Below are 20,761 nucleotides of genomic sequence, written 5' to 3'. Positions count from 1 at the left end.
CGTCGGCGGACGCCCCCGCCCGGCCCTCACACGTCCAGGTCGACGACCACCGGCGCGTGGTCCGAAGCGCCCTTGCCCTTGCGCTCCTCGCGGTCGACGTAGGAGTCGGAGACGGCCTTGGCGAACGGCTCGTTGCCGTAGACCAGGTCGATGCGCATGCCGCGGTTCTTCGGGAAGCACAGGGCGCGGTAGTCCCAGTACGTGAAGGGACGGTCGTACTTCAGGGGGCGCGGCACGATGTCCGTCAGGCCCGCGCCCCGCAGGTCGGCGAGGGCCGCGCGCTCGGCCGGCGTGACGTGCGTGGCGCCTTCGAAGGCCGTGATGTCGTGGACGTCGTCGTCCGTCGGCGCGACGTTGTAGTCACCGAGGACGGCGAACGGGCGGCTGCCGGCGGCGTCGCCCGCGACCGCGGCCTTCAGCGCCTCGAACCACTGGAGCTTGTAGGCGTAGTGCGGGTGCTCGACCTCGCGGCCGTTGGGGACGTACACCGACCAGACGCGGACCGGGCCGCAGGTCGCCGAGACGGCGCGCGGCTCGGCGACGCCGTCGTACGTCGGGTCGCCGGGCAGGCCCTCGACCACGTCCGCCAGGCCCGCCTTGGACAGGATGGCCACGCCGTTCCACCGGCCCGTGGCGTGCACCGCCGCCTCGTACCCCAGCTCGCGCAGTTCGTCGAAGGGGAACTGCTCCTTGGAGCACTTGGTCTCCTGCACGCACAGCACGTCCGTGCCGGTGTTCTCCAGCCAGGCCAGCAGCCGGGGAAGGCGGGCGGTGATCGAATTGACGTTCCAGGTCGCGATGCGCATGAGTGCCAACCTACCGTCCGCCTCCGACAGTCGCCGTCCTCAGCCCAGGGACGCGGCCTGACCAGGGGTGAGGCGGCCGTGGTCGGTGCCGCCGAGCTGGTCGATCATGCGGTCGTAGACCGGCCGGGCGTGGTCCTGGAGCAGGCTGTCGTGGACGTCGATGGCGTGCCGCGGCTTGACCTCGCGCACGTAGTCGATGATCTCGGAGACCTTGTTCCAGGGGGCGTGCACGGGCAGCAGCAGGGTGTCGACCGGGCGGCCCGGGACGGTGAGCGCGTCGCCGGGGTGGAAGACGGTGCCGTCGACGAAGTAGCCGACGTTGGTGATCCGCGGGATGTCGGGGTGGATCACGGCGTGCAGCTGCCCGTGCACCTCCACCTCGAAGCCGGCCGCGGTGAAGGTGTCGCCCTCGCCGACGGTGTGCACCCGGCCGGGGAACGCGGCCGAGATCTGCTCGGCGACGGATGACAGGGTCCAGATCTCGGCGGCGGGGTTGGCCTCCATGGCGGCCCGCAGCCGGTCCTCGGCGAAGTGGTCGGGGTGCTCGTGGGTGATCAGGATCGCGTCCGCGCCGACGGCCGCGTCCTGCTCGCTGAAGCCACCGGGGTCGATGACCAGGGTCCGCCCGTCCTTGGCCAGCCGGACACAGGCGTGGGTCTTCTTGGTGAGTTCGAGTGCCATGGCCCCATCCTGCCGCGCGGACCTGTGCGACCGCGGAACCGGCGGGGTCGGTCCTCCGGCAGGGTCACTCCTCCGGCGTGGTCTCCTCGCGGATGACGCGCTGGGCGATCGTGAAGGCGGCGCCCGCGGCCGGCATACCGGCGTAGACCGCGGTGTGGATCAGGGTCTCCTTGATCTCCGCGGGGGTGAGGCCGTTGCGGAGCGCGGCGCGGACGTGGACGGCCAGGTCGTCCAGATGGCCGCCGGTGACCAGTGCGGTGAGCGTGATGACGCTGCGGGTACGGCGGTCCAGGCCCGACCGGGTCCACACCTCGCCCCAGGTGAAGCGGGTGAGGAAGTCCTGGAAGTCGCCGGTGAAGTCGTCGGCGGCGGCCTCCGCGCGGTCCACGTGCGCGTCGCCCAGCACCGCGCGGCGGACCTTCATGCCCTCCTCGTACGAGCCGGTGCGCACCATCTGGGGCTGCTCGGCGGCGGCTTCGATGGCGACGGCCGGCGGCTGGGGCTGTGCCTGCGGCGGGGCCGGGTCGAGGACGGGCTTGGGCGGGGTCGCGCCGAGCGCGGCCTGGCCGGCCGGCTTGTCCTGCCAGGCGGTGGAGAAGTGCCGGATGAGCAGTTCGGTGACGGCGGCCGGCTGCTCGACCGGGGCGAGGTGGGAGGTGCCGGGCACCAGGGCGAGACCCGCGTCCTGTATGCCGGCGACGAGGGTGCGGGCGTCGGCGGTCGGGGTGACCAGGTCCTCGGAGCCGACGACCACGAGGGTGGGCGCCGAGATCCGGCCGAGCTCGTTGCGGATGTCGAAGGCGGCCAGCGCCTCGCAGGCGGCGATGTAGCAGCCGGGGTCGGTGGTGCGCACCATCTGTACGGCCCACTCGATGATGGCGGGCTGGGCCGCGGCGAAGCCGGGCGTGAACCACCGCTCGGGCGCGCTGCGGGCGATCGGATCGAGGCCGTTGGTGCGGATCACCACGCCGCGCTGCCGCCAGGCGTCGGCGGTGCCGAAGCGGGGGGAGGCCGAGACCAGCGCGAGCGAGGTGAGGCGCTGGGGGTGGGCGAGCGCGAGCTGGGCGCCGATGGCCGCACCCATGGCGCAGCCGGCGTAGCCGAAGCGGTCGATGCCGAGGCCGTCGAGGGTGGCGATCAGGCGGTCGGCGAGCTCGGCGACCGAGGCGGCGGGGTAAGCGGGAGAGCCGCCGTGGCCCGGCAGGTCGAAGCGGATGACGCGCCACTGGCGGGTCAGTTCGGGTATCTGCCGGTCCCACATGTGCCAGGTGGTGCCCAGTGAGGCACCCAGGACGAGTACGGGCGCGTCGTCGGGGCCGTCGATCCGGTGCTGCAGGGTCTTCTCGCTCACCCGGCCACGCTACCCAATCAAACCGCCCACTCCTGACACCCGGGTCAGCAATCGGACGTCACCGTGGCCGGATCAGTCGGTCATGGCGGTGGAATCGGCTCATACCCGGCTGGCCGGGATCGCCCGAGTGTGATCAGGTCGGCGTTCTCCATCAGAGTTTCGCCACCGGAACCCGGCCGTCCGCGCTGTCCGCTGCGGCCGGCGGCGGCTCAGAACCTGGTCGTGGACACCACGTACACCACGGGGTGGCCGTCCTCGGCGAAGTCGACCGTTATCCGCTGCGTGGGCCGCGGCGCCTTCTGCTCGTGCACCATGCCCGCGTAGCCGTCCCCGATCGTGAAGTCCCACTTGACCCGCTTCGCCTGCTCCGGCGAGATCGTGACGTCGTCCTTCTTCAGGTCGGCGCGGGTGCGCCCGTAGTTCCCCAGGAACTGGTCCAGGCCCTCCTGGGAGGTACGGAACGTCACGTACAGCGAGCTGGTCCGGAAGGAGTTCGTCTCGAAGAAGGCGACCGGGTACGAGTAGGCCGGTATCCGCACGTCGTAGATGCGCCGCTGCACCTTGGAGGGCCAGTGCCAGGTGAGGCCCGCCATGGCGGCCCGCTCCTCCTTCTCCTGGCCGCTGTCGCGGCTCTGCGCGGCGGAGATCGCGAGGTACCCGGCCGGGATGACGATCAGCAGGAAGACGACGAACGCGGTCAGCCAGCGGCGGCGCCGGCTCGGCGGCGGCGCGTGTGCCCCGCCCTCGGGGGCTGCGGGCCCGTCGGGGCCGGAGGGGCCGGACGGCCCGGGGCGGCCCGGGTCGTCGGCGGCCCCGTCGCGGTCGGGGCGCTCGGGGTGCTCGCTCACAGGTGCCTGTTCCAGGTCGGTCATCGGCGGCCGGCCCGCTCGTAGCGTTCGTAGCGCTCCACGCGGCGGCGGTTGGCGCGGCGGAAGCGGCGGGCCACCAGCCGGGCGAGGTCGGCCGCGCCGACCATGCCGGCCTCGGGGCCGAGCTGGGCCAGCGCGATACGGGCCTCGGGGCGGTAGCCGCGCCCGGTGAGGGTGCGCCGGAAGGCGTCCCGGGCCGGGCCGATGAGCAGGTCGTCGGCGGCGCTGACGCCGCCGCCGATGACGAAGCAGGACGGGTCGAGCGCGGCGGCGAGGTTGGCGATGCCCACGCCCAGCCACTGGCCGATCTCCGCGAGCAGTTCGACGCACATCGCGTCGCCCTCGCGGGCCAGCTCGGTGATCAGCGGTCCGGTGATGTCCGGGATGTGCCCGCCGACCCGCTCGATGATGTTGTACGCGACCGGGGAGTCGGCGGCGGCCAGCTCGCGCGCCTCGCGCACCAGGGCGTTGCCGGAGCTGTACTGCTCCCAGCAGCCTCGGTTGCCGCACGGGCAGCGGTGGCCGCTCGGCACGACCTGCATGTGCCCGAACTCGCCGGCCACGCCGTACTTGCCCCGCTTGACCTGGCCGTCCTCCAGGATCGCGCCGCCGATGCCGGTACCGAGCGTGATCATCACGAGGTGGTCCTCGTTGCGCCCGGCGCCGAAGCGCCACTCGGCCCAGGCCGCGGTGTTGGCGTCGTTGTCGACCATGACGGGCACCGCGAGGCGGCCCGCGAGCCGGTCGCGCAGCGGCTCGTTGCGCCAGTTCAGATGCGGGGCGAAGAGGACGCGGCTGCGGTCGGCGTCGACCCAGCCGGCCGCGCCGATGCCCACCGCGTGCACGTCGTGCCGGTCGGAGAGGTCCAGCACCAGTTCGGTGATGGTGTCTTCGACGACCTTGGGGCTCTTGGACTTGTCCGGCGTCTCGGTGCGGACCTTCTCCAGGATGTTCCCGTCGGCGTCCACGACGCCTGCCATGACCTTCGTGCCGCCGATGTCGATGCCGACGGTGGGCACGCGGGGCGCGCTGAGGTGCGAACGGCGTTCCCGGGTGCCGACCGTGCGCAGCACGGTCGCCCGCGCCGATCCACGGTGCACCCTGTCCCGGTACGTACTCATGCTCGGCTCGTCACGTCCCTGTGCGGTCTCGGGAGGCCATGGGCCTCGGGTCACATCCGGGCAGGCGCAGCCCACCTGCCGTGCGATTGTGCATCAAAGCCGCCCCACGGCGCACCGCAACCCTCTGACCTGTGGGCTTTCTCAAAGTCCGGGATCTTCGGGAACCGCGGGCGCCGGTGCGCCGCGGGCTGCCGGGCCGCCGCCCGGTCAGTCCTGGCCGAGCCAGAGGTCGGGGCCGAAGACCTCGTAGTGGACCGCCTCGGCGGGGACGCCGCGGCGCAGCAGGTCACCGCGGACGGCGCGCAGGAACGGCAGCGGGCCGCACAGGTAGGCGGTCAGCCCCTCGGGCAGGCCCAGGTCGGCGACGGTGGGCCGGCCGGCCGTGGCCTCGGGCGCCGCGTCGCCGGGCTCCTCGTAGAAGAGGTGCAGCTCGGCGGCCGGGAGCGCGCCGGCCAGTGCGCGCAGCTCGTCCCGGTGGGCGTGGGCCTCCGGGCTGCGGTCGCCGTGCAGCACGACCACCGGGCGGGTGGAGCCGGTGGCGGCGAGGTGGCCGAGGATGGCCAGCACGGGCGTGCTGCCGATGCCGGCGGAGGCCAGCAGCAGCGGGCCTTCCCCCTCGGGCAGCACCACGTCGCCGAAGGGCGCGGAGACGGAGAGCACGTCACCGGGGCGCGCGTGCGCGTGCAGCCAGGAGGAGACCTCGCCCGCCGGGTCGCCCGCCGCCCGCTTGACGGTGATCCGCCACTGGGGGCCGCCGGGGGCTGCGGAGAGGCTGTACTGGCGGATCTGCCGGGCACCGTCGGGCAGCTCCACCCGGACGCTGACGTACTGGCCGGGGGTGAAGGGGCCGGCGGGGCCGCCGTCGGCGGGCCGCAGGAGGAAGGAGACCACGTCGGGGGTCTCCTCGTGCCGCTCGGCGATCTCCATGGGCCGCCAGGTGCCGCCTTCGGGGACGCCGGCCTCCTGGTAGAGGCGGGTCTCGGTGGCGATCAGGGCGTTGGCCATCAGCCAGTAGACCTCGTCCCAGGCGGCGGCGACCTCGGGGGCCACGGCGTCGCCGAGCACCTCGGCGATGGCCGCGAAGAGGTGCTGGTGGACGAGTTTGTACTGCTCGGAGGTGATGCCGAGGGAGGCGTGCTTGTGGGCGATACGGCCGAGCAGCGCGTCGGGCCGTGCGTCGGGGCGCTCCAGGAGCAGTCCGGCGAAGGCGGCGATCGACCCGGCGAGGGCCTGCTGCTGCTCGCCGGTGGCCTGGTTCCCGCGGTTGAAGAGGTCGCGCAGCAGTTCCGGCCGGTCGGTGAAGAGCTTGCGGTAGAAGAGCTCGGTGATCTCACCGATGGCCGCGCCGACCGCGGGGAGGGTGGCGCGGACGACGGAGCGGGACTGTTCCGAGAGCACGACGACTCCTTAATTTGCTTCTTGGATTCGCATTTATCTGCGTGGGTGGCCGCATCCCTGCGGTGGACCTACGGAATCCGGGGCCGCGCCCGGGTCACTCCGGCGGGCGGTCCGCCAGGCCGACCAGCACCGGGCCGGTCGGCGAGGAGACCAGGTCGGCCACGGTGAGCGGGTCGAGGGTGGCGTAGAACGCCTCCTGCGCCTCACGCAGCGCGCGCCGCAGCCGGCAGGCACCACGCAGTGGACAAGGGGCGTCGCCCTCGCAGGTCACGACCTCGCCCGGGCCCTCCAACTCGCGTACCAGCCAGCCCACCGAGGCCTGCCGGCCGAGCACGGTCAGCCCGAGCCCGCCGCCGCGGCCCCGCCGGGCCTCGACGACACCGAGGTGCTGGAGGCGCGTGACGGCCTTCGCCGTGTGGGTGTACGGGACGTTCATCGCGTCCGCGACCTCACGGGTGGCCGGGTACGCGCCTTCTTCGGAAACCGCCAGGCGCATCACGGCACGGAGCGCCAGGTCGGTGAACTTCGTCAGCCGCACGACCGCACCGTATCAAATACACATACAAGAATCGCCTTTGGGGCGTGTGGCCGGGAATGCCCCTTTGAGGCGCTGCACCGCCCCCGCGTCCGGCAGTTGGGGGACCCGAAGAAAGCCCAGGTCACAGGCGTTTTTCTGGGGCGGTATGCCCCTGACGGGCGTACTCGACGGGCCGCGGTGGCCGCAGTGGGTTGTGATGGGACACGTTGATGTTCCGCCCTCTGTGAGGAGAACGCTATGCGCATCCGTACCACCGCAGCTGCGGCCGTCCTGGCCACTGCCGCCATCGTCGGTGGCGCCGGCGCCGCCGCCGCCGACTCGGGCGCTCAGGGCAGCAGCCACCAGTCGCCGGGGCTCATCTCCGGCCCCGTCCAGGTGCCGGTCCACGTGCCCCTCAACGTCTGCGGCACGGGGGTCCACGTGATCTCGCTGCTCAACCCCACGAGCGGGCAGTGCGCCAACAAGTGACCTGACGCCTCGTCCCACCGTGGTGCCGGCCCCTCGTGGGCCGGCACCACCCTTCTGACGTCAGGCCCCCGCCGTCACCGCTTCAATCACCGCGGAGCGCCGTACCAGCGCCACTTCGTGAGCCGCGGACGGCCGGGCAGCTCCGTACGGCCGGTGCACCACAGCAGCGCCGACCAGCGGTCGGGGCCGTCGGGCGCGTCCGGGAAGAGCCGGGCCAGCACCCGGCCGCACAGATCCTCCGGCGGCGTGAAGGCGAGACCGAGTCCCTCGGCGATGTCGTGCGTATGGACCAGGGTCTCGACGACCCCCATCGCCGCGAATCCCTCCGGGTCGGACACCCCGAAGACATGGTAGGCGCGCTTGTCCGGCGACGCCGTGCGGACGACGGCTGCCAGGATCCCCCCGCTCGCCTCCAGCAGCCCGAGCAGCCCGGCCGGGCCCGCCGCGCGGTCGGCGAAGAACGCGTTCCCCGGACCGCCGGGCCGTGCCTGCGTCCACCGGAACGGCACGTGCGTGTCCACCGGCGGCACGTCCGGGCTCAGTTGGGCCGCGTAGGCGAAGTGGTCGTCCGCGAGGTGCTCGGCGGTCTCCCAGCAGTCCCATTCCAGGGAGCCGGCCGGCACGCTCCAGTCCGCGGCGACCGCGCTGCGCAAGGTGCTGACCGCCAGGCGTACGGCCTGCTCGACGTCGGCGGCGATGACGGGGCCGACGGGTGTTCCGGTTGAGTGGGACATGACCGGACGCTACCAACGCCCACCCGTTCGGAGTACATGTTTTACCGGCCGTCAGGTGGTACCGGACGACGCACCGGAGGAGAGTCGGACCATGGCTGCGCACGCACGGGACGAACGGCAGTACGACGTCGTGGTCATCGGCGGCGGGGCGGCGGGGCTCAGCGGCGCGCTGACCCTGGCACGGGCACGCCGCTCCGTCCTGGTGCTCGACGACGGCCGGCCGCGCAACGCGACGGCGGAGCGTACCCACAACTTCCTGTCCCGCGACGGCACTCCCCCGGCCGAGCTGCTGGCGGCCGGCCGCGCCGAGGTGACCGCGCACGGCGGCGAGATCGCACCGGGCGTGGCGGTGGCGGCCGAACGGCGGGCCGGCTGCTTCCGCGTCTCCCTGGAGTCGGGTCCGCCGGTCACGGCCCGCCGGCTGCTGGTCGCCACCGGCCTCGTCGACGAGCTGCCCGACGTGCCGGGGCTGGCGGAGCGGTGGGGCCGGGACGTGCTGCACTGCCCGTACTGCCACGGCTGGGAGGTACGGGACCGGGCGATCGGGGTGCTGGCCACCGGGCCGCTCGCCGCCCGGCAGGCCCTGATGTGGCGCCAGTGGAGCGCCGATGTGACGCTGCTGCTGCACCTCTCGCCGGAGCCCGGCGCCGAGGAGTACGAGCGGCTGGCCGCCCGCGGCGTCTGCGTGGTGCCGGGGCCGGCGGCCGGCCTGGAGGCGGTGGACGGCCGGCTGGCCGGGGTGCGGCTGGCGGACGGCCGGCGGGTGCCCTGTCAGGCTCTGGTGGTCGAGCCGCGGTTCACCGCACGCGCCGGTGTCCTCGCGTCCCTGGGGGTGGCCGCCGAGGAGGAGCGGTCGGCCGGGGAGGTGGTGGGCAGCTCCGTACCGGCGGCTCCCTCGGGCGCCACGGACGTCCCCGGGGTGTGGGTGGCCGGCAACGTCACCTCCCTGAGCGACCAGGTCATCGGTGCCGCGGCGGCAGGGGTACAGGCCGCCCAGGAGATCAACTCGGACCTGGTCGACGAGGACACCCGGCAGGCGGTCGCGGCCCGCCGGGGGCCGGGCTGAGAATGTCCCGATTCCCTGGGCACCCGGCCGGGCGGCTACGCTCGGGCTGGCGGACACAAGATCCGTAACGGCTTCTCGGAGTGAACAGGGGGCGGGCGATGCGCGAGGACGCACTCGTACAGGTCGGCACCGGTACGTACCTGGTGCACGGCTCGAACACGAACTGGGTGATCCTGGAGGACGGCGACGCCGTGACGCTGGTGGACACCGGCTACCCCGGCGACCACGACCAGGTGGTGGCGTCGCTGGCCGCGCTGGGCCACCGGCCGTCCGCCGTGGCGGCGATCCTGGTCACCCACGCGCACAGCGACCACATCGGCTCGGCCGACCGGTTCGCGCGCGACCACCGGGTCCCGGTACTGATGCACGAGGCGGAGGTGCCGCACGCACGGCGGGAGTTCCTGCACCAGGTGTCGGTCGGAGAGGTGGCGAAGAACGCCTGGCGGCCCGGCGTCCTCCCCTGGATCGTGCACGCCGTACGGTCGGGCGGCCTCACGGACGTACGGGTGACCGACCCGCAGCCGTTCCCCGGGGACGGCGCGCTGGACCTGCCGGGCCGCCCGGTACCGGTGCACACGCCGGGGCACACCGGCGGGCACTGCGCGTACCACCTGCCGGAGACCGGCGTGGTGATCACCGGCGACGGGCTGGTGACCGGCCACCCCACGGCACGGCTGCGCGGCCCGCAGCTCCTCCCCCGGATGTTCGACACCGACCGCGCGCGGGCGCTGGAGTCGCTGGCGATCGTGGAGAAGCTGGACGCCGACGTCGTGCTGCCCGGGCACGGCCCGGTGCACCGTGGCGCGGCCGCCGCGGCGGCGCGGCACGCCAGGGAACTGGAGCTGTCGAAGCGCTGACGTACCGCGGGCGGCGCCGTGCGGCCGTCGCGCGCCGTCAGTCCGTCACGCGCAGGACGAGCTTGCCGCGGGTGCGGCCCGTCTCGCCGCGGCGGTGCGCCTCGGCCGCGTGCGCCAGCGGGAGCACGTCCTCCACCGCCACCTTCACCACGCCCTCGTCGATCAGCTCGGCGATCCTGGTCAGGGCCGCGCCGTCCGGTTCCACGAGGAAGCCGCACGCCCGCAGGCCCAGCTGGCGGGCGGTGTCCACCAGCTCGGGCGCGACGCCGGAGGGCACGGCGATCAGCAGGCCGCCGGAGCGGAGCGTGCCCAGCGACCGGGTGCTGGTGTCGTCCTTGTCGTCGCCGACCAGGTCGATGACGACGTCGACGTCGCTCACCGCCTCCTCGAACCGTACGGCGGTGTAGTCGACCAGCTCGTCCGCGCCCAGGCCGCGCAGCCAGTCGTGCTTGGCAGCGCTCGCGGTGCCGATGACATGGGCACCGAGGTACTTGGCGAACTGCACGGCGAAGTGGCCGACGCCGCCGGCCGCCGCGTGGACCAGCACCCGCTGCCCCGGGGTCACCTGGGCCGCGTCGACCAGCGTCTGCCAGGCGGTGAGCGCGGCGAGCGGCACCGCCGCCGCGTGCTCGTGGTCCAGCAGGGCCGGCTTGCGGGCGAACTGCCGGGAGGGGGCCGTGACGTACTCGGCGTAGGCGGCGGCCTGGCGCGGGAACCACGGCATCCCGTACACCTCGTCGCCCACCGCGAGGGTGTGCACGCCGAAGCCGACCGCCTCGACCACGCCGGAGACGTCCCAGCCCACGGTGAACGGCGGGTCGCCGAGCACGCCGAGGCCGCCGCTCTGGCGGGTCTTCCAGTCGATGGGGTTCACGCCGGCCGCGTGCACCCGTACGAGCACCTCGGTCGGCAGCGGTTCGGGCCGCGTCACCTCGGTCATCCGCAGCACGTCCGGGCCGCCGAGGGCGTCCTGGGTGATCGCGCGCATGGTGGTCTCGCCACTCGGGGCACTGGTCATGTCGGGCCTCCTGTGCGGGTGCGGTACGGGGCGGGCGCCGCGGGGCGCGGACGCCCGCACCGCGAAGCTACCGCCGGGAACCGGTGCCCTCGCGGAAGCCGCCCCGCGCGCCGCACCGGTACCCGCGTACCCTCGCCGCGCTCCCGGCCCGTACGCCGCACAGGCTCTCAGTGCCGGGGGTGGCCGCCCAGGTGCTCCGGGGACGGCGCGCGCTCCAGTTCGTGGCTGAGCTGCTCCAGCTCGCTGCCGCCGGCCATCTGGCGGGTCAGCTCCTCCAGCGCGATCTCCGACTTCAGGTGGCTGCCGGCCATGGTGCCGCGCTTGAGGAGGACGAAGCGGTCACCGACGAGGTAGGCGTGGTGCGGGTTGTGGGTGATCAGCACCACGCCGAGGCCCGCGTCCCGGGCGGCGGCGACGTACTTGAGGACCACGCCGGACTGCTTGACGCCGAGCGCCGCGGTCGGCTCGTCCAGGACGAGCACCTTCGCGCCGAAGTAGACCGCGCGGGCGATGGCCACGCACTGCCGCTCACCGCCGGAGAGAGTACCGATGGGCTGGTCCACGTCGCGCAGGTCGATGCCCATGCGCAGCAGCTCGGACCGGGTGGTCTCGCGCATCGTCCGGGCGTCGAGGTGCCGGAAGGGGCCGACGCCCTTCGTCGGCTCGGAGCCGAGGAAGAAGTTCCGCCAGACCGGCATCAGGGGGACGACGGCGAGGTCCTGGTAGACGGTGGCGATGCCGCGGTCCAGGGCCTCGCGCGGGGAGGAGAGCCGGGTCTCCTCGCCCTCGACGGTGAAGGTGCCGGCGTCGTGCTGGTGCAGCCCCGCGATGATCTTGATGAGGGTGGACTTGCCGGCGCCGTTGTCACCGAGGACGCAGGAGATCTCACCGGGGTGCACCTCCAGCGAGACCCCTTCGAGGGCCTTGACGTTGCCGTAGAACTTGCTGACGTCCCTCAGCTCGACGAGCGGCGTACGGGACGCGTCGGTACGGGCGTCCCCGTCGGTCGCGGTACTCACTTGTTCGCCTCCGCTCGCTTGCGTACCCAGGCGTTCAGGAGCGTGGCGAGCAGCAGCATCGCTCCGAGGAAGAACTTGTACCAGTCCGGGTTCCACTGGGCGTACACGATGCCCTTGCTGGTCATGCCGAAGATGAAGGCACCGACCGCGGCGCCGATCGCCGAGCCGTAGCCGCCGGTCATCAGGCAGCCGCCGACGGCCGCCGCGATGATGTAGAGGAACTCGTTGCCGACGCCGTCGCCGGACTGGATCGCGTCGTAGGAGAACAGCAGGTGCTGTCCCGAGACCCAGGCGGCGAAGGCGACGCCCATGTAGAGGCCGATCTTGGTCTTGGTGACCGGGACGCCGACCGCGCGGGCCGCGTCCGCGTTGCCGCCCACCGCGAAGATCCAGTTGCCGACGCGGGTGCGGAGCAGGATCCAGGTGGCGAGCGCGATCAGCGCGATCCACCAGATGATCGTGACCTGGATGTCCACGCCGCCGATCGTGAGGTGGGAGGCGAAGAGCACCCGGGCCGACTCGAAGCCCTCCATGTCGGCGATGGACTTCGTGGAGACCGTGCCGCTGATCAGCTTGGTGAAGCCGAGGTTCAGGCCGGTCAGCATGAAGAACGTACCGAGCGTGATGATGAAGCTGGGCAGCTTCGTCCGGGTCAGCAGCACGCCGTTGAACACCCCGATGGCGAGGGTGACCAGCAGGGACACCCCGACGCCCACCCAGGTGTTGGCGGTCATCTGGTAGCTGAACATCGACGAGACCAGCGCCGAGCTGACGACCATCACGCCGGCCGACAGGTCGAACTCGCCGCCGATCATCAGCAGCGCGACCGGTACGGCCATGATGCCGATCGTCGAGGAGGCGTACAGCACCGTCGAGAGGCTGCCGGCCCGCAGGAAGGTGTCGGCAGCGAACGAGAAGAACAGGAAGACGGCGATCGCGCCGACCACCGCGCCCAGCTCGGGGCGGCCCATCAGGCGGCGGGCGAGCGAGCGGTGCACGAGGCGCTCGTCCGGGCCCTCGGTCGGCTTCGTGGGCTGCGGTTCCGCTGGTGGTGCGGCGGTGCTCATCGGGTCCCCCGCTTCGTGTATTCGGCCAGCGCGCCGGCGTCCTTCCTGGTGACCACCTGAGGTCCGGTGAGCACGGGACGGCCGCCGCCGAGGACGTCGGAGTTGTACTTGTACAGCCAGAGCAGGTCCACCGCCTGGTAGCCCTGGAGGTAGGGCTGCTGGTCGACGGCGAAGCCCAGCGAGCCGTCCTTCAGGCCGTCGGCGACCTGCGCGTTCAGGTCGAAGGTGTCGATCTCGGCGTCGCTGTTCGCCTGCTCCTTGGCCTTCACCGCGGTGGCGGCGAAGGGCGCGCCCAGCGTGACCACGGAGTCGATCTTCGGGTCGGCCTGGAGCTGGGACTCCACGGAGGACTGCACGTCGGGCATGTTGGTGCCCTCCACGTACAGCCGCTTCAGCGTGCCGTCGAAGGTCTTCTCGGCGCCGTCGCAGCGCTGCTCGTGGCCCACGTTGCCCTGCTCGTGCAGGACGCACAGGGCCTTCTTCTTGTGGCGCTTGTTCAGCTCCTCGCCGACCGCCTCACCCGCGATGGACTCGTCCTGGCCGACGTGGGTGAGCGCGCCGTACTTCTCGGAGACCTCGGAACCGGAGTTCACGGTGATCACCGGGATGCCGGCCTTCTCGGCCTTGGCCAGCGCGCCCTTCATGGCGTCCGGCTTGGCGAGCGTGACGATCAGCCCGTCGACCTTCTGGTCGATGTAGGACTGCACGAGCTGCGCCTGCCGGCTGCCCTCCTCGTCGTGCCCGTAGACGAACTTGATGTTGTCCTTGGCGGCCGCCTGCTCGGCGCCGTTCTGCACGATGTCCCAGAAGGTGTCGCCGTCACCCGAGTGGCTGACCATGGCGAAGGTCCACTTCGGGGTGTTCACGGCCGCCCGGCCGCCGGCCGCCTGGGCCTCGCGCGCCTCCTCGGCCCGCTTGCCGCCGGTGGCGCTGCAGCCCGCCAGGGCCAGGCCGAGCACCCCTGCCAGCACCGCGCCGAGCGCGCGTGCCCCTGTCCGAACCCTTGCCACGAGGTCGTGCCCTTCTCGTTGGATCGCTGGATCGCTTCTCTTCGGATCGGTGGATCGCTGTGGATCTCACTGTCCGTGGTCATTCCGTGGGCCCGACGGATCGGGCCCAACCGCCAAGTATCCGTTATGCCTGTTCGTCCTGGGGTCAGCGGGTCCCGCGAGCGGTGTACTTCTCCAGCGCGGGTACGTCCTTGCCGGTGACGACGGCGGGCCCGGTGAGCACCGGACGGCCGCCGCCCAGTACGTTCGCATTGGTCCGGTTCAGCCAGAGCAGATCGACCGCTTCGTACCCCTGGAGGTAGGGCTGCTGGTCGACGGCGAAGGTGATGTCCTTCGCCTTCAGGCTCCTGACCACGGCGGCGTTCAGGTCGAAGGTCGCGATCTGCGCGGCGCTGCCGGCCTGCTCCCGGGCCTTGACCGAGATCGCCGCGAGGGGTGCGCCCAGCGTGACGATCGCGTCGACGTCCTTGTCCGACTGGAGCTTCGCCTCGATCGACGACTGCGAGGACGGGGCGTTGGTCCCGTCGACGTTCAGGTTCTCGACCGTACCGTCGAAAGCTTTCTTCACACCGGCGCAGCGGTCCTCCAGGGAGACGTTGCCCTGCTCGTGGATGACGCACAGCGCCTTCTTGCGGTCCCGCGCGTTCAGCTCCTCGCCGACCGCCCGGCCCGCGACGGACTCGTCCTGGCCGATGTGGGTGAGGGCGCCGTACGGCGCGGAGAACTCACCGCCGGAGTTGATGGTGATCACCGGTATGCCGGCTTTCACGGCGGCCCGGACGGCCGACTTCAGGGCCTGCGGCTTGGCAAGCGTCACGATCAGCCCGTCGACCTTCTGGTCGGTCATGCTGCGGACCAGCTCCGCCTGGCGGGACCCCTCCTTGTCGTTGGCGTAGAGGAATGTCACACCGTCCTTCCTCGCCGCCTGTTCGGCGCCGGTCTGGACGATGTCCCAGAAGGTGTCGCCCTCGCCGGAGTGGCTGACCATGCCGATCGTCATGCGGGGCGCGCCGGCGGCCTTCCCGGAGGCGCCGGACGCGGCCCCCTCGGACCGCTTCCCTCCGGAGCCGCTGCAGCCGGCGGCGAGCGCGAGCGCCGCGAGGACCGCCGCGGCGGCGCGCACCCTCCGGCGGGTCGTACGGGTCGTACGTACGGTACGCATCGTGGACCGCCTCCGTTCCCCCGCCGCCCGGTTGCGGCAGGAGGAGTTCTAGCGGCGTGCGACACACCACGTCAATGGTTTGTCAGAACATTCGTACGCGATACGCCGCGAGCGGGCACGGCGGGGCCGTCACCGGGTGGTCGCCTCCACCTCGCGCAACTCCCGCAGCAGTTCGCTCTGCCCGGCCAGCAGCTCGGTCAGGATGCGCCGGGCGGCCCGCAGCAGGTCCGCGACGTCGCCGCCCGCCAGCGCGTAGATCACCGTCGAGCCCTGCCGGGTGGCCGTGACGATGCCCGACCGCCGCAGCACCGCCAGTTGCTGGGAGAGGCTGGGCGGCTCGACGTCGATCGCCGCCCGCAGCTCCCGGACCGGCATCGGGCCGTCCTGGAGCAGCTCCAGCACCCGGATCCGCACCGGATGCCCCAGCATCCGGAAGAACTCGGCCTTCGCCTGGTAAAGGGGCACCTGCACCGTGGTCAGCTCCCGTCCGTCACCTCCGTGCGACGAGTCCACCACCGTCCACGTCCGGCGCACCCGCTGCCGCACTCCTTGAGGACACTGTCCCACTGTGTGCCCGTGCCGATGAATACCGGCTGCGGAGCACTGGGGATTCCCCGGCCGGCTCCGGTCCGGCACATCCCGGCCCCCGTGGCCTCAGGGCCGTACGAGGAGCTGGAACTCGAAGGCGTACCGCGAGGCGCGGTAGACGTGCGAGCCGAATTCGACGGGGCGGCCGGTGTCGTCGAAGGTCGTGCGCTGCATCGTGAGCAGCGGGGCGCCCTCCTCCTCGGCCAGCCGCTCGGCCTCCGCCGCGTCGGCCACCCGGGCGCCGACCGCCTGCCGGGCGCTGTGCAGGGTGATCCCGGCGCCGCGCATGAGGCGGTACAGGCCGGTGGTCTCCAGCTGCTCGGTCTCCAGGTCGATCAGCCCGAGGGGGAGGTGGTTGCGCAGGTGCGCCATGGGCTCGCCGTGGGTGAGCCGGAGCCGTTCGACGAGCGCGACCTCCGCGCCCTCGGCGACGCCGAGCGCGGCGGCGACCTCGGCGGTGGCCTCGGTGGTGGTGTTGAGCAGCACCTTCGTGGCGGGCTTCTGGCCGGCCGCCTCCAGGTCGTCGTAGAGACTGCTCAGCTCCAGCGGGCGCTTGACCTGGCTGTGCACGACCTGGGTGCCGATGCCGCGGCGGCGGACGAGCAGCCCCTTGTCCACCAGCGACTGGATGGCCTGCCGGACGGTCGGCCGGGACAGGCCCAGCCGGCCCGCCAGCTCGATCTCGTTGCCGAGCAGACTGCCCGGGGCCAGCTTGCCGGTCTCGATCGCGGCCTCCAGCTGCTGGGACAGCTGGAAGTACAGCGGGACCGGGCTGCTCCGGTCGACGCTGAACTGGACAGGGCCCTCGGCGCCCTCGGTCACTGCTTCTCGTTTCCCCACGCGGTCGAGGGTATCCGCCCACGCCCATGACGGGAAGTCCAGAGGTCACAATGTCCTGACATAGGATTGCTGCGCTCCGGCCTCTCCGGCTCCCGGCCCGACGGTACGTTCCTGCACGGGCGCGCGGCGGCCGGCCGGCTCCTGACGCCTGGCCATCTCCGCGTCCTGACGCGCCCGGATCGCGAGAAACGGGTGGCCACAGAGGTGGCAGACGGCACAATGGACGGATGCCGGAGTACGCCGAACTGCACCTGTCCGACCAGACGTTGGTCCGCCTCACCCTCGCCCCCGTCGGGACGCCGGCGCCCACCGTGCCGGCCGCCCGGCCGGATCTGCCCGACGGCGCGGGCACCGTCGAGCCGGTGGGCCGGGCCCGCGAGCGGGTGGCCGCGCTCGCCGGGGACGGGCTGCGCGCGGTGCTCAGCCCGCTCGGCCCGCTCCTCCAGGAGGTCCACGACTCCGTCGCGCGCACGGAGAACCCCCCGCACGACCTCTCCGTGGAGTTCGGCGTGCAGATCGGGCAGGACCTCAAGCTCGGCATCGCCGGGGGCAGCACCCAGGCCGCCATGAAGATCACCGCCAGCTGGCAGCTGCCGGGCACCGCCCCCCAGGACGGCTGAGCGTGCGGTGGTTCGGCGCGGGCCCGGACGCCACCGGGGAGGACGCCGCGCCGGACGAGCGGGCCGGGCTGGTCACGGTGTACGGCACGGACGACGGCCCGGCGGGCGGCGGACAGCGGCCCGCGCGGCCGGCGCCCGCCGCCGCGCCGTTCGCGGCCACCCCGGTCGGCGGCGGCGCGCTCGGCACGTACCCCGCCGGTTCCCGTACGGCGCCGCGGAGCGGTGTCCGCACGGTCGGCGCCGGCGTCTGCCTCACCCCGCGGCACGTCCTCACCTGCGCCCATGTCGTCAACCTCGCGGTCGGCCGGGACCGCCTGGAGCACGCGCACCCCGGCGCCGTGGAGCTGACGGTCGGCTTCCCCGGCGCCGCCCACGGCGCCCGCGGCACCGCCCGGCTCACCCACTGGATACCGCCGCGCGACGAGCAGTGCCCCGAGCGCCCCTCCCCCGTACCGCCCGGTGCCCGGCGCTGGCGCGGCGACCTCGCCGTACTGGAGCTGGCCTGCGACCCGCCGCCCGGCGTCGCGCCGCCCCGCTGGGCCCCGATGTCCGGCTCCCAGACGGTGCGCGCCCGGTACGGCACCGGCGATCCCGAGCACACCGCGTACGGCCGGGTCGCCTCCTTCGAGGGCGGCATCGGCTACGTGCACGGGGGTTCCACCGGCGCGGCGATCCGCGGCGGTTACAGCGGCGGCCCGGTCTGGTCGGTGGCCGACCAGCGCGCCGTCGGGCTGGTCGTCGCCATGGTCACGCACGGCACCGGACCGTACGACCCCACCATGACCAACAGGCTCAGCTGGTCGTTCTCCTGGCAGGTCGTCAAGGAGGAGCTGACCGCCGCGGGCGCGGGCGGCCTGCTGCCGGAGTGCGCGGACCGGGTGCACCGGCAGCGCGCCCCCGACCGGCTCCGCGAGGACCTCCGCCTCCTCCTGGACCGCGCGCTGCCCGACGAGGCACACGTCCGCAAGCACGCGGCACGCTTCGCCGAACGGTGCCGCCTGCCGCACCCCGAGGACGGCTCGCTGCCGACCCTGGAGGAGTGGACGGAGGTACTGATGACCGTCGACCGGGCGGTGCCCGCGCTCGCCGAGGTGCTCACCCCGTACGACCCGGCGGGCGCCCGCGCGCTCCGCGACCTGGCCCGGCTCACCCCGCGCCTGGCCGACCGCTGGATGTCGCCGTTCGAGGAGCAGGCGCTGCTGCACCTGCTCGGCACGCTCCCGGACGACGTCCGGCGGCGCGTCCCCGAGGCCACCCGCAGCGCGTTCCCGTACCCGCTCCCCGACGAGGTCGTGGACGGCACGGGCCTGAGCGACCCCAGGGTCTTCGCCGCGTACGCGCGGCGCTGGGTGACCGCCCTGGAGAGCCGCGCGGGCGACGGTCGGCAGGTGCCGGCCGGTACCCCGGGCGTGCCCGCCCTGCTGCGCGCGGTGGAGTTCGTCGCCGCCCTCAGCAATCCGCTGGACCGGCGCGACGCACTGCGGCGGTGGAACGAGCGGATGGCGGGCCACCTGGGCATCGACGGCGCCACGCTGGCCGACCGGCGCGCCGACGCCGACCAGTGGGCACAGACCTCGGTGAGCGCGCCCCCGCGGCTGGTGGTCGAGCTGACCGGCGGCACGGGCCACGGCCGCACCCGCCGGTACGACGTGGGGTTCTGGACGGACGTGGGAGACGGGCGGCTCCAGCCCGCCGCGGGCGCGGGCGCCGACCCGCTGGCCCCGGCCGAGATCGTCAAGATCCTGCACAAGCACCTCGACCGGCTGGCCGGTGCCTCGGTCGGGCAGGCCTGGCCGACCGTCGAACTGATCGTGGAACACGGCGACCTGGAGATCGACCTGGACTCCCTGGGCGCGGCGGACGCGGGCCCGCTGCCGCCCAAGGTGGTCGGCACCCGCTACCCGATGGTGCTGCGCTGCCCCAGCATCCGGCGGCTGGCCGACAGCGACGGGGTGTGGCGGCGGCGCTGGCGGGCATTGGGCAGGAAAGGCGCGCTGCGGCTGGACGCGGCGCACGACGACCCGGGCCGGGTGGCCGGCCTGCTGGACGAGGACCTGGACGCGTCCGTCGTGGTGATCGGCACCCCGCACGGCACCCGCGCCAGGACCGCCACGTGGTGCCTGGCCTGCGGGGTGCCGGTACTGCTGTGGGACCGGGCCGGGCACGCCGCCGACGGCGCCGGCGTCTTCCGGCTCGACCCGCCCTCGCGGGTGCACCAACTCCCCGACACAGTGCGGGAGTACCGCGCCAAGGCCCGCAGCTCCCCCGACGAGCACCGGGCCCGGCCGGTCCTGGTGTGGGACGACCCGGGCCGCCCGCTGCCGCTGACCGCGCATCTGACCGACCCCTCCGAGCGAGCGGAACTGTAGGAAGCCCAGGGAGCCATGAGCACCGAGAACGCATCCGCCGATCCCCACCAGGCCCCGGACGCCGCCGTCCCCGGGCCCGCCCGGCCGGTCCGCGGCTCCGGCGCCGCGGACGGCTGGCGGCTGTTCCGCGGCGACGGCGTGGCCCGCCGGCCCGCGATGCCCGAGGCGCCGCCCTGGCGCCGCTTCGGCCACGCCCGTACGGAGGCGTCCGGCGGCGCGGGCCCGGGCGGCGGCCCGTACCTGATCGGCCCGGAGCAGGCCGACGTGGTGAGCGCCGCGCTGCACCTGCGCCGCCCGCTGCTGGTCACCGGCCACCCCGGTACGGGCAAGTCCTCGCTCGCCCAGGCCGTCGCGCACGAGCTGTCGCTCGGCCCGGTGCTGCACTGGCCGGTCAACAGCCGCGCCACGCTGCAGGACGCGCTGTACCGCTACGACGCGGTGGGCCGGCTGCGCGAGGCGTCGCTCCGCCGGGACCGGGACGAACCGGAGCCGCACATCGGCACGTTCGTCCGGCTCGGCCCGCTCGGCACGGCCCTCGCGCCCCGCGACCGGCCGCGCGTGCTGCTCGTCGACGAGCTGGACAAGGGCGACGTGGACCTGCCCAACGATCTGCTCGCGGTCTTCGAGAGCGGCGAGTTCGAGATCCCGGAGCTGGCCCGGCTGCCCGAGGACCAGGCCGACGTGGACGTGCTCACCGCCGATCCGGGCGTGACCGAGCCGGTGCACCGCGGCCGGGTCCACTGCCGGGAGTTCCCGGTCGTGGTGATCACCAGCAACGGCGAGCGGGACTTCCCGCCCGCCTTCCTGCGCCGCTGCGTCCGGCTGGACCTGCCCGACCCGGACGAGACCCGGCTGCGCGAGATCATCGCCGCCCATCTCGGCCCGGACGTCCTGCCCGAGGTCGACGACCTGCTCACCGCGTTCCTCAACCGCCGCGCGCTCGGCGAACTCGCCACCGACCAGCTGCTCAACGCCGTCTTCCTGCGCGCGGGCGGCGTGGACATCGACGCCGAGGCGGTACGCAAGGCCGTACTGCACCGGCTCGGCGGGACGGTGTAACCACGATGCCGGAGCGGGCCCGCCGCATCCTGGGCGACAGCGGACTGCCGCTGTCGCCGCAGGAGTTGCTGGACGCGCTCTGGCTGGCCACCCGGTTGCCCGCGCCCGAGGAGGAGACCG

The 20,761-nt window shown here is 73.3% G+C and carries 21 protein-coding genes; 6 read left to right on the top strand and 15 right to left on the bottom strand.

The features are described 5' to 3' along the window. Positions 1 to 26 precede the first annotated feature (26 nt). The 7 genes from AAC944_RS28700 to nsrR form a co-directional block, all read right to left on the bottom strand. A complete protein-coding gene (locus AAC944_RS28700; RefSeq protein WP_030613206.1) occupies positions 27 to 806 on the bottom strand; it encodes an exodeoxyribonuclease III in 780 nt (259 codons plus the stop codon). Between the two features lie 39 nt (positions 807 to 845). Further along, complete coding sequence (locus tag AAC944_RS28695; RefSeq protein WP_030613208.1) at positions 846 to 1,487, bottom strand: MBL fold metallo-hydrolase; 642 nt, start codon at positions 1,485 to 1,487, stop codon at positions 846 to 848. Positions 1,488 to 1,551: 64 nt separating this feature from the next. Further along, complete coding sequence (gene pcaDC / locus AAC944_RS28690; RefSeq protein WP_030613211.1) at positions 1,552 to 2,838, bottom strand: bifunctional 3-oxoadipate enol-lactonase/4-carboxymuconolactone decarboxylase PcaDC; 1,287 nt, start codon at positions 2,836 to 2,838, stop codon at positions 1,552 to 1,554. A 209-nt stretch (positions 2,839 to 3,047) separates the two neighbouring features. Continuing rightward, positions 3,048 to 3,710 (bottom strand): hypothetical protein, encoded by a 663-nt coding sequence (locus AAC944_RS28685; protein ID WP_037771954.1) that lies wholly within the window; start codon positions 3,708 to 3,710, stop codon positions 3,048 to 3,050. After that, the gene (locus AAC944_RS28680; protein ID WP_030613215.1) at positions 3,707 to 4,828 is read right to left on the bottom strand and encodes an ROK family glucokinase; all 1,122 of its coding nucleotides are present in this window, start codon (positions 4,826 to 4,828) and stop codon (positions 3,707 to 3,709) included. Before AAC944_RS28680 ends, AAC944_RS28685 begins: the two co-directional genes overlap by 4 nt. 207 nt (positions 4,829 to 5,035) lie before the next feature. Further along, on the bottom strand, positions 5,036 to 6,226 hold the full coding sequence (locus AAC944_RS28675) for a globin domain-containing protein (RefSeq protein WP_030613217.1): 1,191 nt from the start codon (positions 6,224 to 6,226) through the stop codon (positions 5,036 to 5,038). A 94-nt stretch (positions 6,227 to 6,320) separates the two neighbouring features. Continuing rightward, positions 6,321 to 6,764 carry a nitric oxide-sensing transcriptional repressor NsrR gene (nsrR, locus tag AAC944_RS28670; protein WP_030613219.1) on the bottom strand — a complete coding sequence of 148 codons (444 nt, stop codon included), beginning with the start codon at positions 6,762 to 6,764 and terminating at the stop codon, positions 6,321 to 6,323. 237 nt (positions 6,765 to 7,001) lie between these two features. Here nsrR and AAC944_RS28665 point away from each other — a divergent pair, with 237 nt between their 5' ends. After that, a complete protein-coding gene (locus AAC944_RS28665; RefSeq protein ID WP_030613222.1) occupies positions 7,002 to 7,232 on the top strand; it encodes a chaplin in 231 nt (76 codons plus the stop codon). Between the two features lie 86 nt (positions 7,233 to 7,318). On the opposite strand, the gene AAC944_RS28660 is transcribed toward AAC944_RS28665, so the two are convergent. Next, entirely contained in the window at positions 7,319 to 7,966 is a 648-nt protein-coding gene (locus AAC944_RS28660) for a maleylpyruvate isomerase N-terminal domain-containing protein (protein ID WP_030613225.1), read from the bottom strand. Positions 7,967 to 8,057: 91 nt separating this feature from the next. Between AAC944_RS28660 and AAC944_RS28655 the strand changes: the two genes are divergently transcribed. Both AAC944_RS28655 and AAC944_RS28650 read left to right on the top strand, forming a co-directional pair. Further along, positions 8,058 to 9,032, top strand: coding sequence for an NAD(P)/FAD-dependent oxidoreductase (locus AAC944_RS28655; RefSeq protein WP_030613228.1), 975 nt, complete (start codon positions 8,058 to 8,060; stop codon positions 9,030 to 9,032). Positions 9,033 to 9,130: 98 nt separating this feature from the next. After that, complete coding sequence (locus AAC944_RS28650; RefSeq protein ID WP_030613231.1) at positions 9,131 to 9,889, top strand: MBL fold metallo-hydrolase; 759 nt, start codon at positions 9,131 to 9,133, stop codon at positions 9,887 to 9,889. Positions 9,890 to 9,926: 37 nt separating this feature from the next. Here AAC944_RS28650 and AAC944_RS28645 read toward each other — a convergent pair whose 3' ends face one another. From AAC944_RS28645 to AAC944_RS28615, 7 genes are all read right to left on the bottom strand, one after another. Continuing rightward, the gene (locus AAC944_RS28645) at positions 9,927 to 10,907 is read right to left on the bottom strand and encodes an NADP-dependent oxidoreductase (protein ID WP_368396488.1); all 981 of its coding nucleotides are present in this window, start codon (positions 10,905 to 10,907) and stop codon (positions 9,927 to 9,929) included. Between the two features lie 167 nt (positions 10,908 to 11,074). Then, a complete protein-coding gene (locus AAC944_RS28640) occupies positions 11,075 to 11,926 on the bottom strand; it encodes an ATP-binding cassette domain-containing protein (RefSeq protein WP_051871656.1) in 852 nt (283 codons plus the stop codon). Next, positions 11,923 to 12,993: an ABC transporter permease gene (locus AAC944_RS28635; protein WP_030613239.1), complete on the bottom strand. Its 1,071-nt coding sequence runs from the start codon at positions 12,991 to 12,993 to the stop codon at positions 11,923 to 11,925. The genes AAC944_RS28640 and AAC944_RS28635 overlap by 4 nt, the downstream gene beginning before the upstream one ends. Continuing rightward, the gene (locus tag AAC944_RS28630) at positions 12,990 to 14,003 is read right to left on the bottom strand and encodes a sugar ABC transporter substrate-binding protein (RefSeq protein WP_030613241.1); all 1,014 of its coding nucleotides are present in this window, start codon (positions 14,001 to 14,003) and stop codon (positions 12,990 to 12,992) included. Before AAC944_RS28630 ends, AAC944_RS28635 begins: the two co-directional genes overlap by 4 nt. A gap of 145 nt (positions 14,004 to 14,148) precedes the next feature. Beyond that, the gene (locus tag AAC944_RS28625; protein WP_030613243.1) at positions 14,149 to 15,165 is read right to left on the bottom strand and encodes a sugar ABC transporter substrate-binding protein; all 1,017 of its coding nucleotides are present in this window, start codon (positions 15,163 to 15,165) and stop codon (positions 14,149 to 14,151) included. A gap of 129 nt (positions 15,166 to 15,294) precedes the next feature. Continuing rightward, on the bottom strand, positions 15,295 to 15,636 hold the full coding sequence (locus AAC944_RS28620) for an ArsR/SmtB family transcription factor (RefSeq protein ID WP_030613246.1): 342 nt from the start codon (positions 15,634 to 15,636) through the stop codon (positions 15,295 to 15,297). 183 nt (positions 15,637 to 15,819) lie between these two features. Further along, a complete protein-coding gene (locus AAC944_RS28615) occupies positions 15,820 to 16,593 on the bottom strand; it encodes a GntR family transcriptional regulator (protein ID WP_037771956.1) in 774 nt (257 codons plus the stop codon). Positions 16,594 to 16,820: 227 nt separating this feature from the next. Between AAC944_RS28615 and AAC944_RS28610 the strand changes: the two genes are divergently transcribed. The 3 genes from AAC944_RS28610 (at position 16,821) to AAC944_RS28600 (ending at position 20,641) form a co-directional block, all read left to right on the top strand. Beyond that, entirely contained in the window at positions 16,821 to 17,213 is a 393-nt protein-coding gene (locus tag AAC944_RS28610) for a CU044_2847 family protein (RefSeq protein ID WP_030613251.1), read from the top strand. A gap of 2 nt (positions 17,214 to 17,215) precedes the next feature. Continuing rightward, entirely contained in the window at positions 17,216 to 19,582 is a 2,367-nt protein-coding gene (locus AAC944_RS28605; RefSeq protein ID WP_030613253.1) for a VMAP-C domain-containing protein, read from the top strand. A 156-nt stretch (positions 19,583 to 19,738) separates the two neighbouring features. Beyond that, the gene (locus AAC944_RS28600; RefSeq protein ID WP_051871679.1) at positions 19,739 to 20,641 is read left to right on the top strand and encodes an AAA family ATPase; all 903 of its coding nucleotides are present in this window, start codon (positions 19,739 to 19,741) and stop codon (positions 20,639 to 20,641) included. The last annotated feature ends 120 nt before the right edge of the window (positions 20,642 to 20,761 follow it).

It is taken from the genome of Streptomyces sclerotialus (assembly GCF_040907265.1).
GTDB lineage: Bacteria > Actinomycetota > Actinomycetes > Streptomycetales > Streptomycetaceae > Streptomyces > Streptomyces sclerotialus.
The sequence above is the reverse complement of the archived record's forward strand: the minus strand, read 5'-3'. Positions and strand labels throughout refer to the sequence as shown.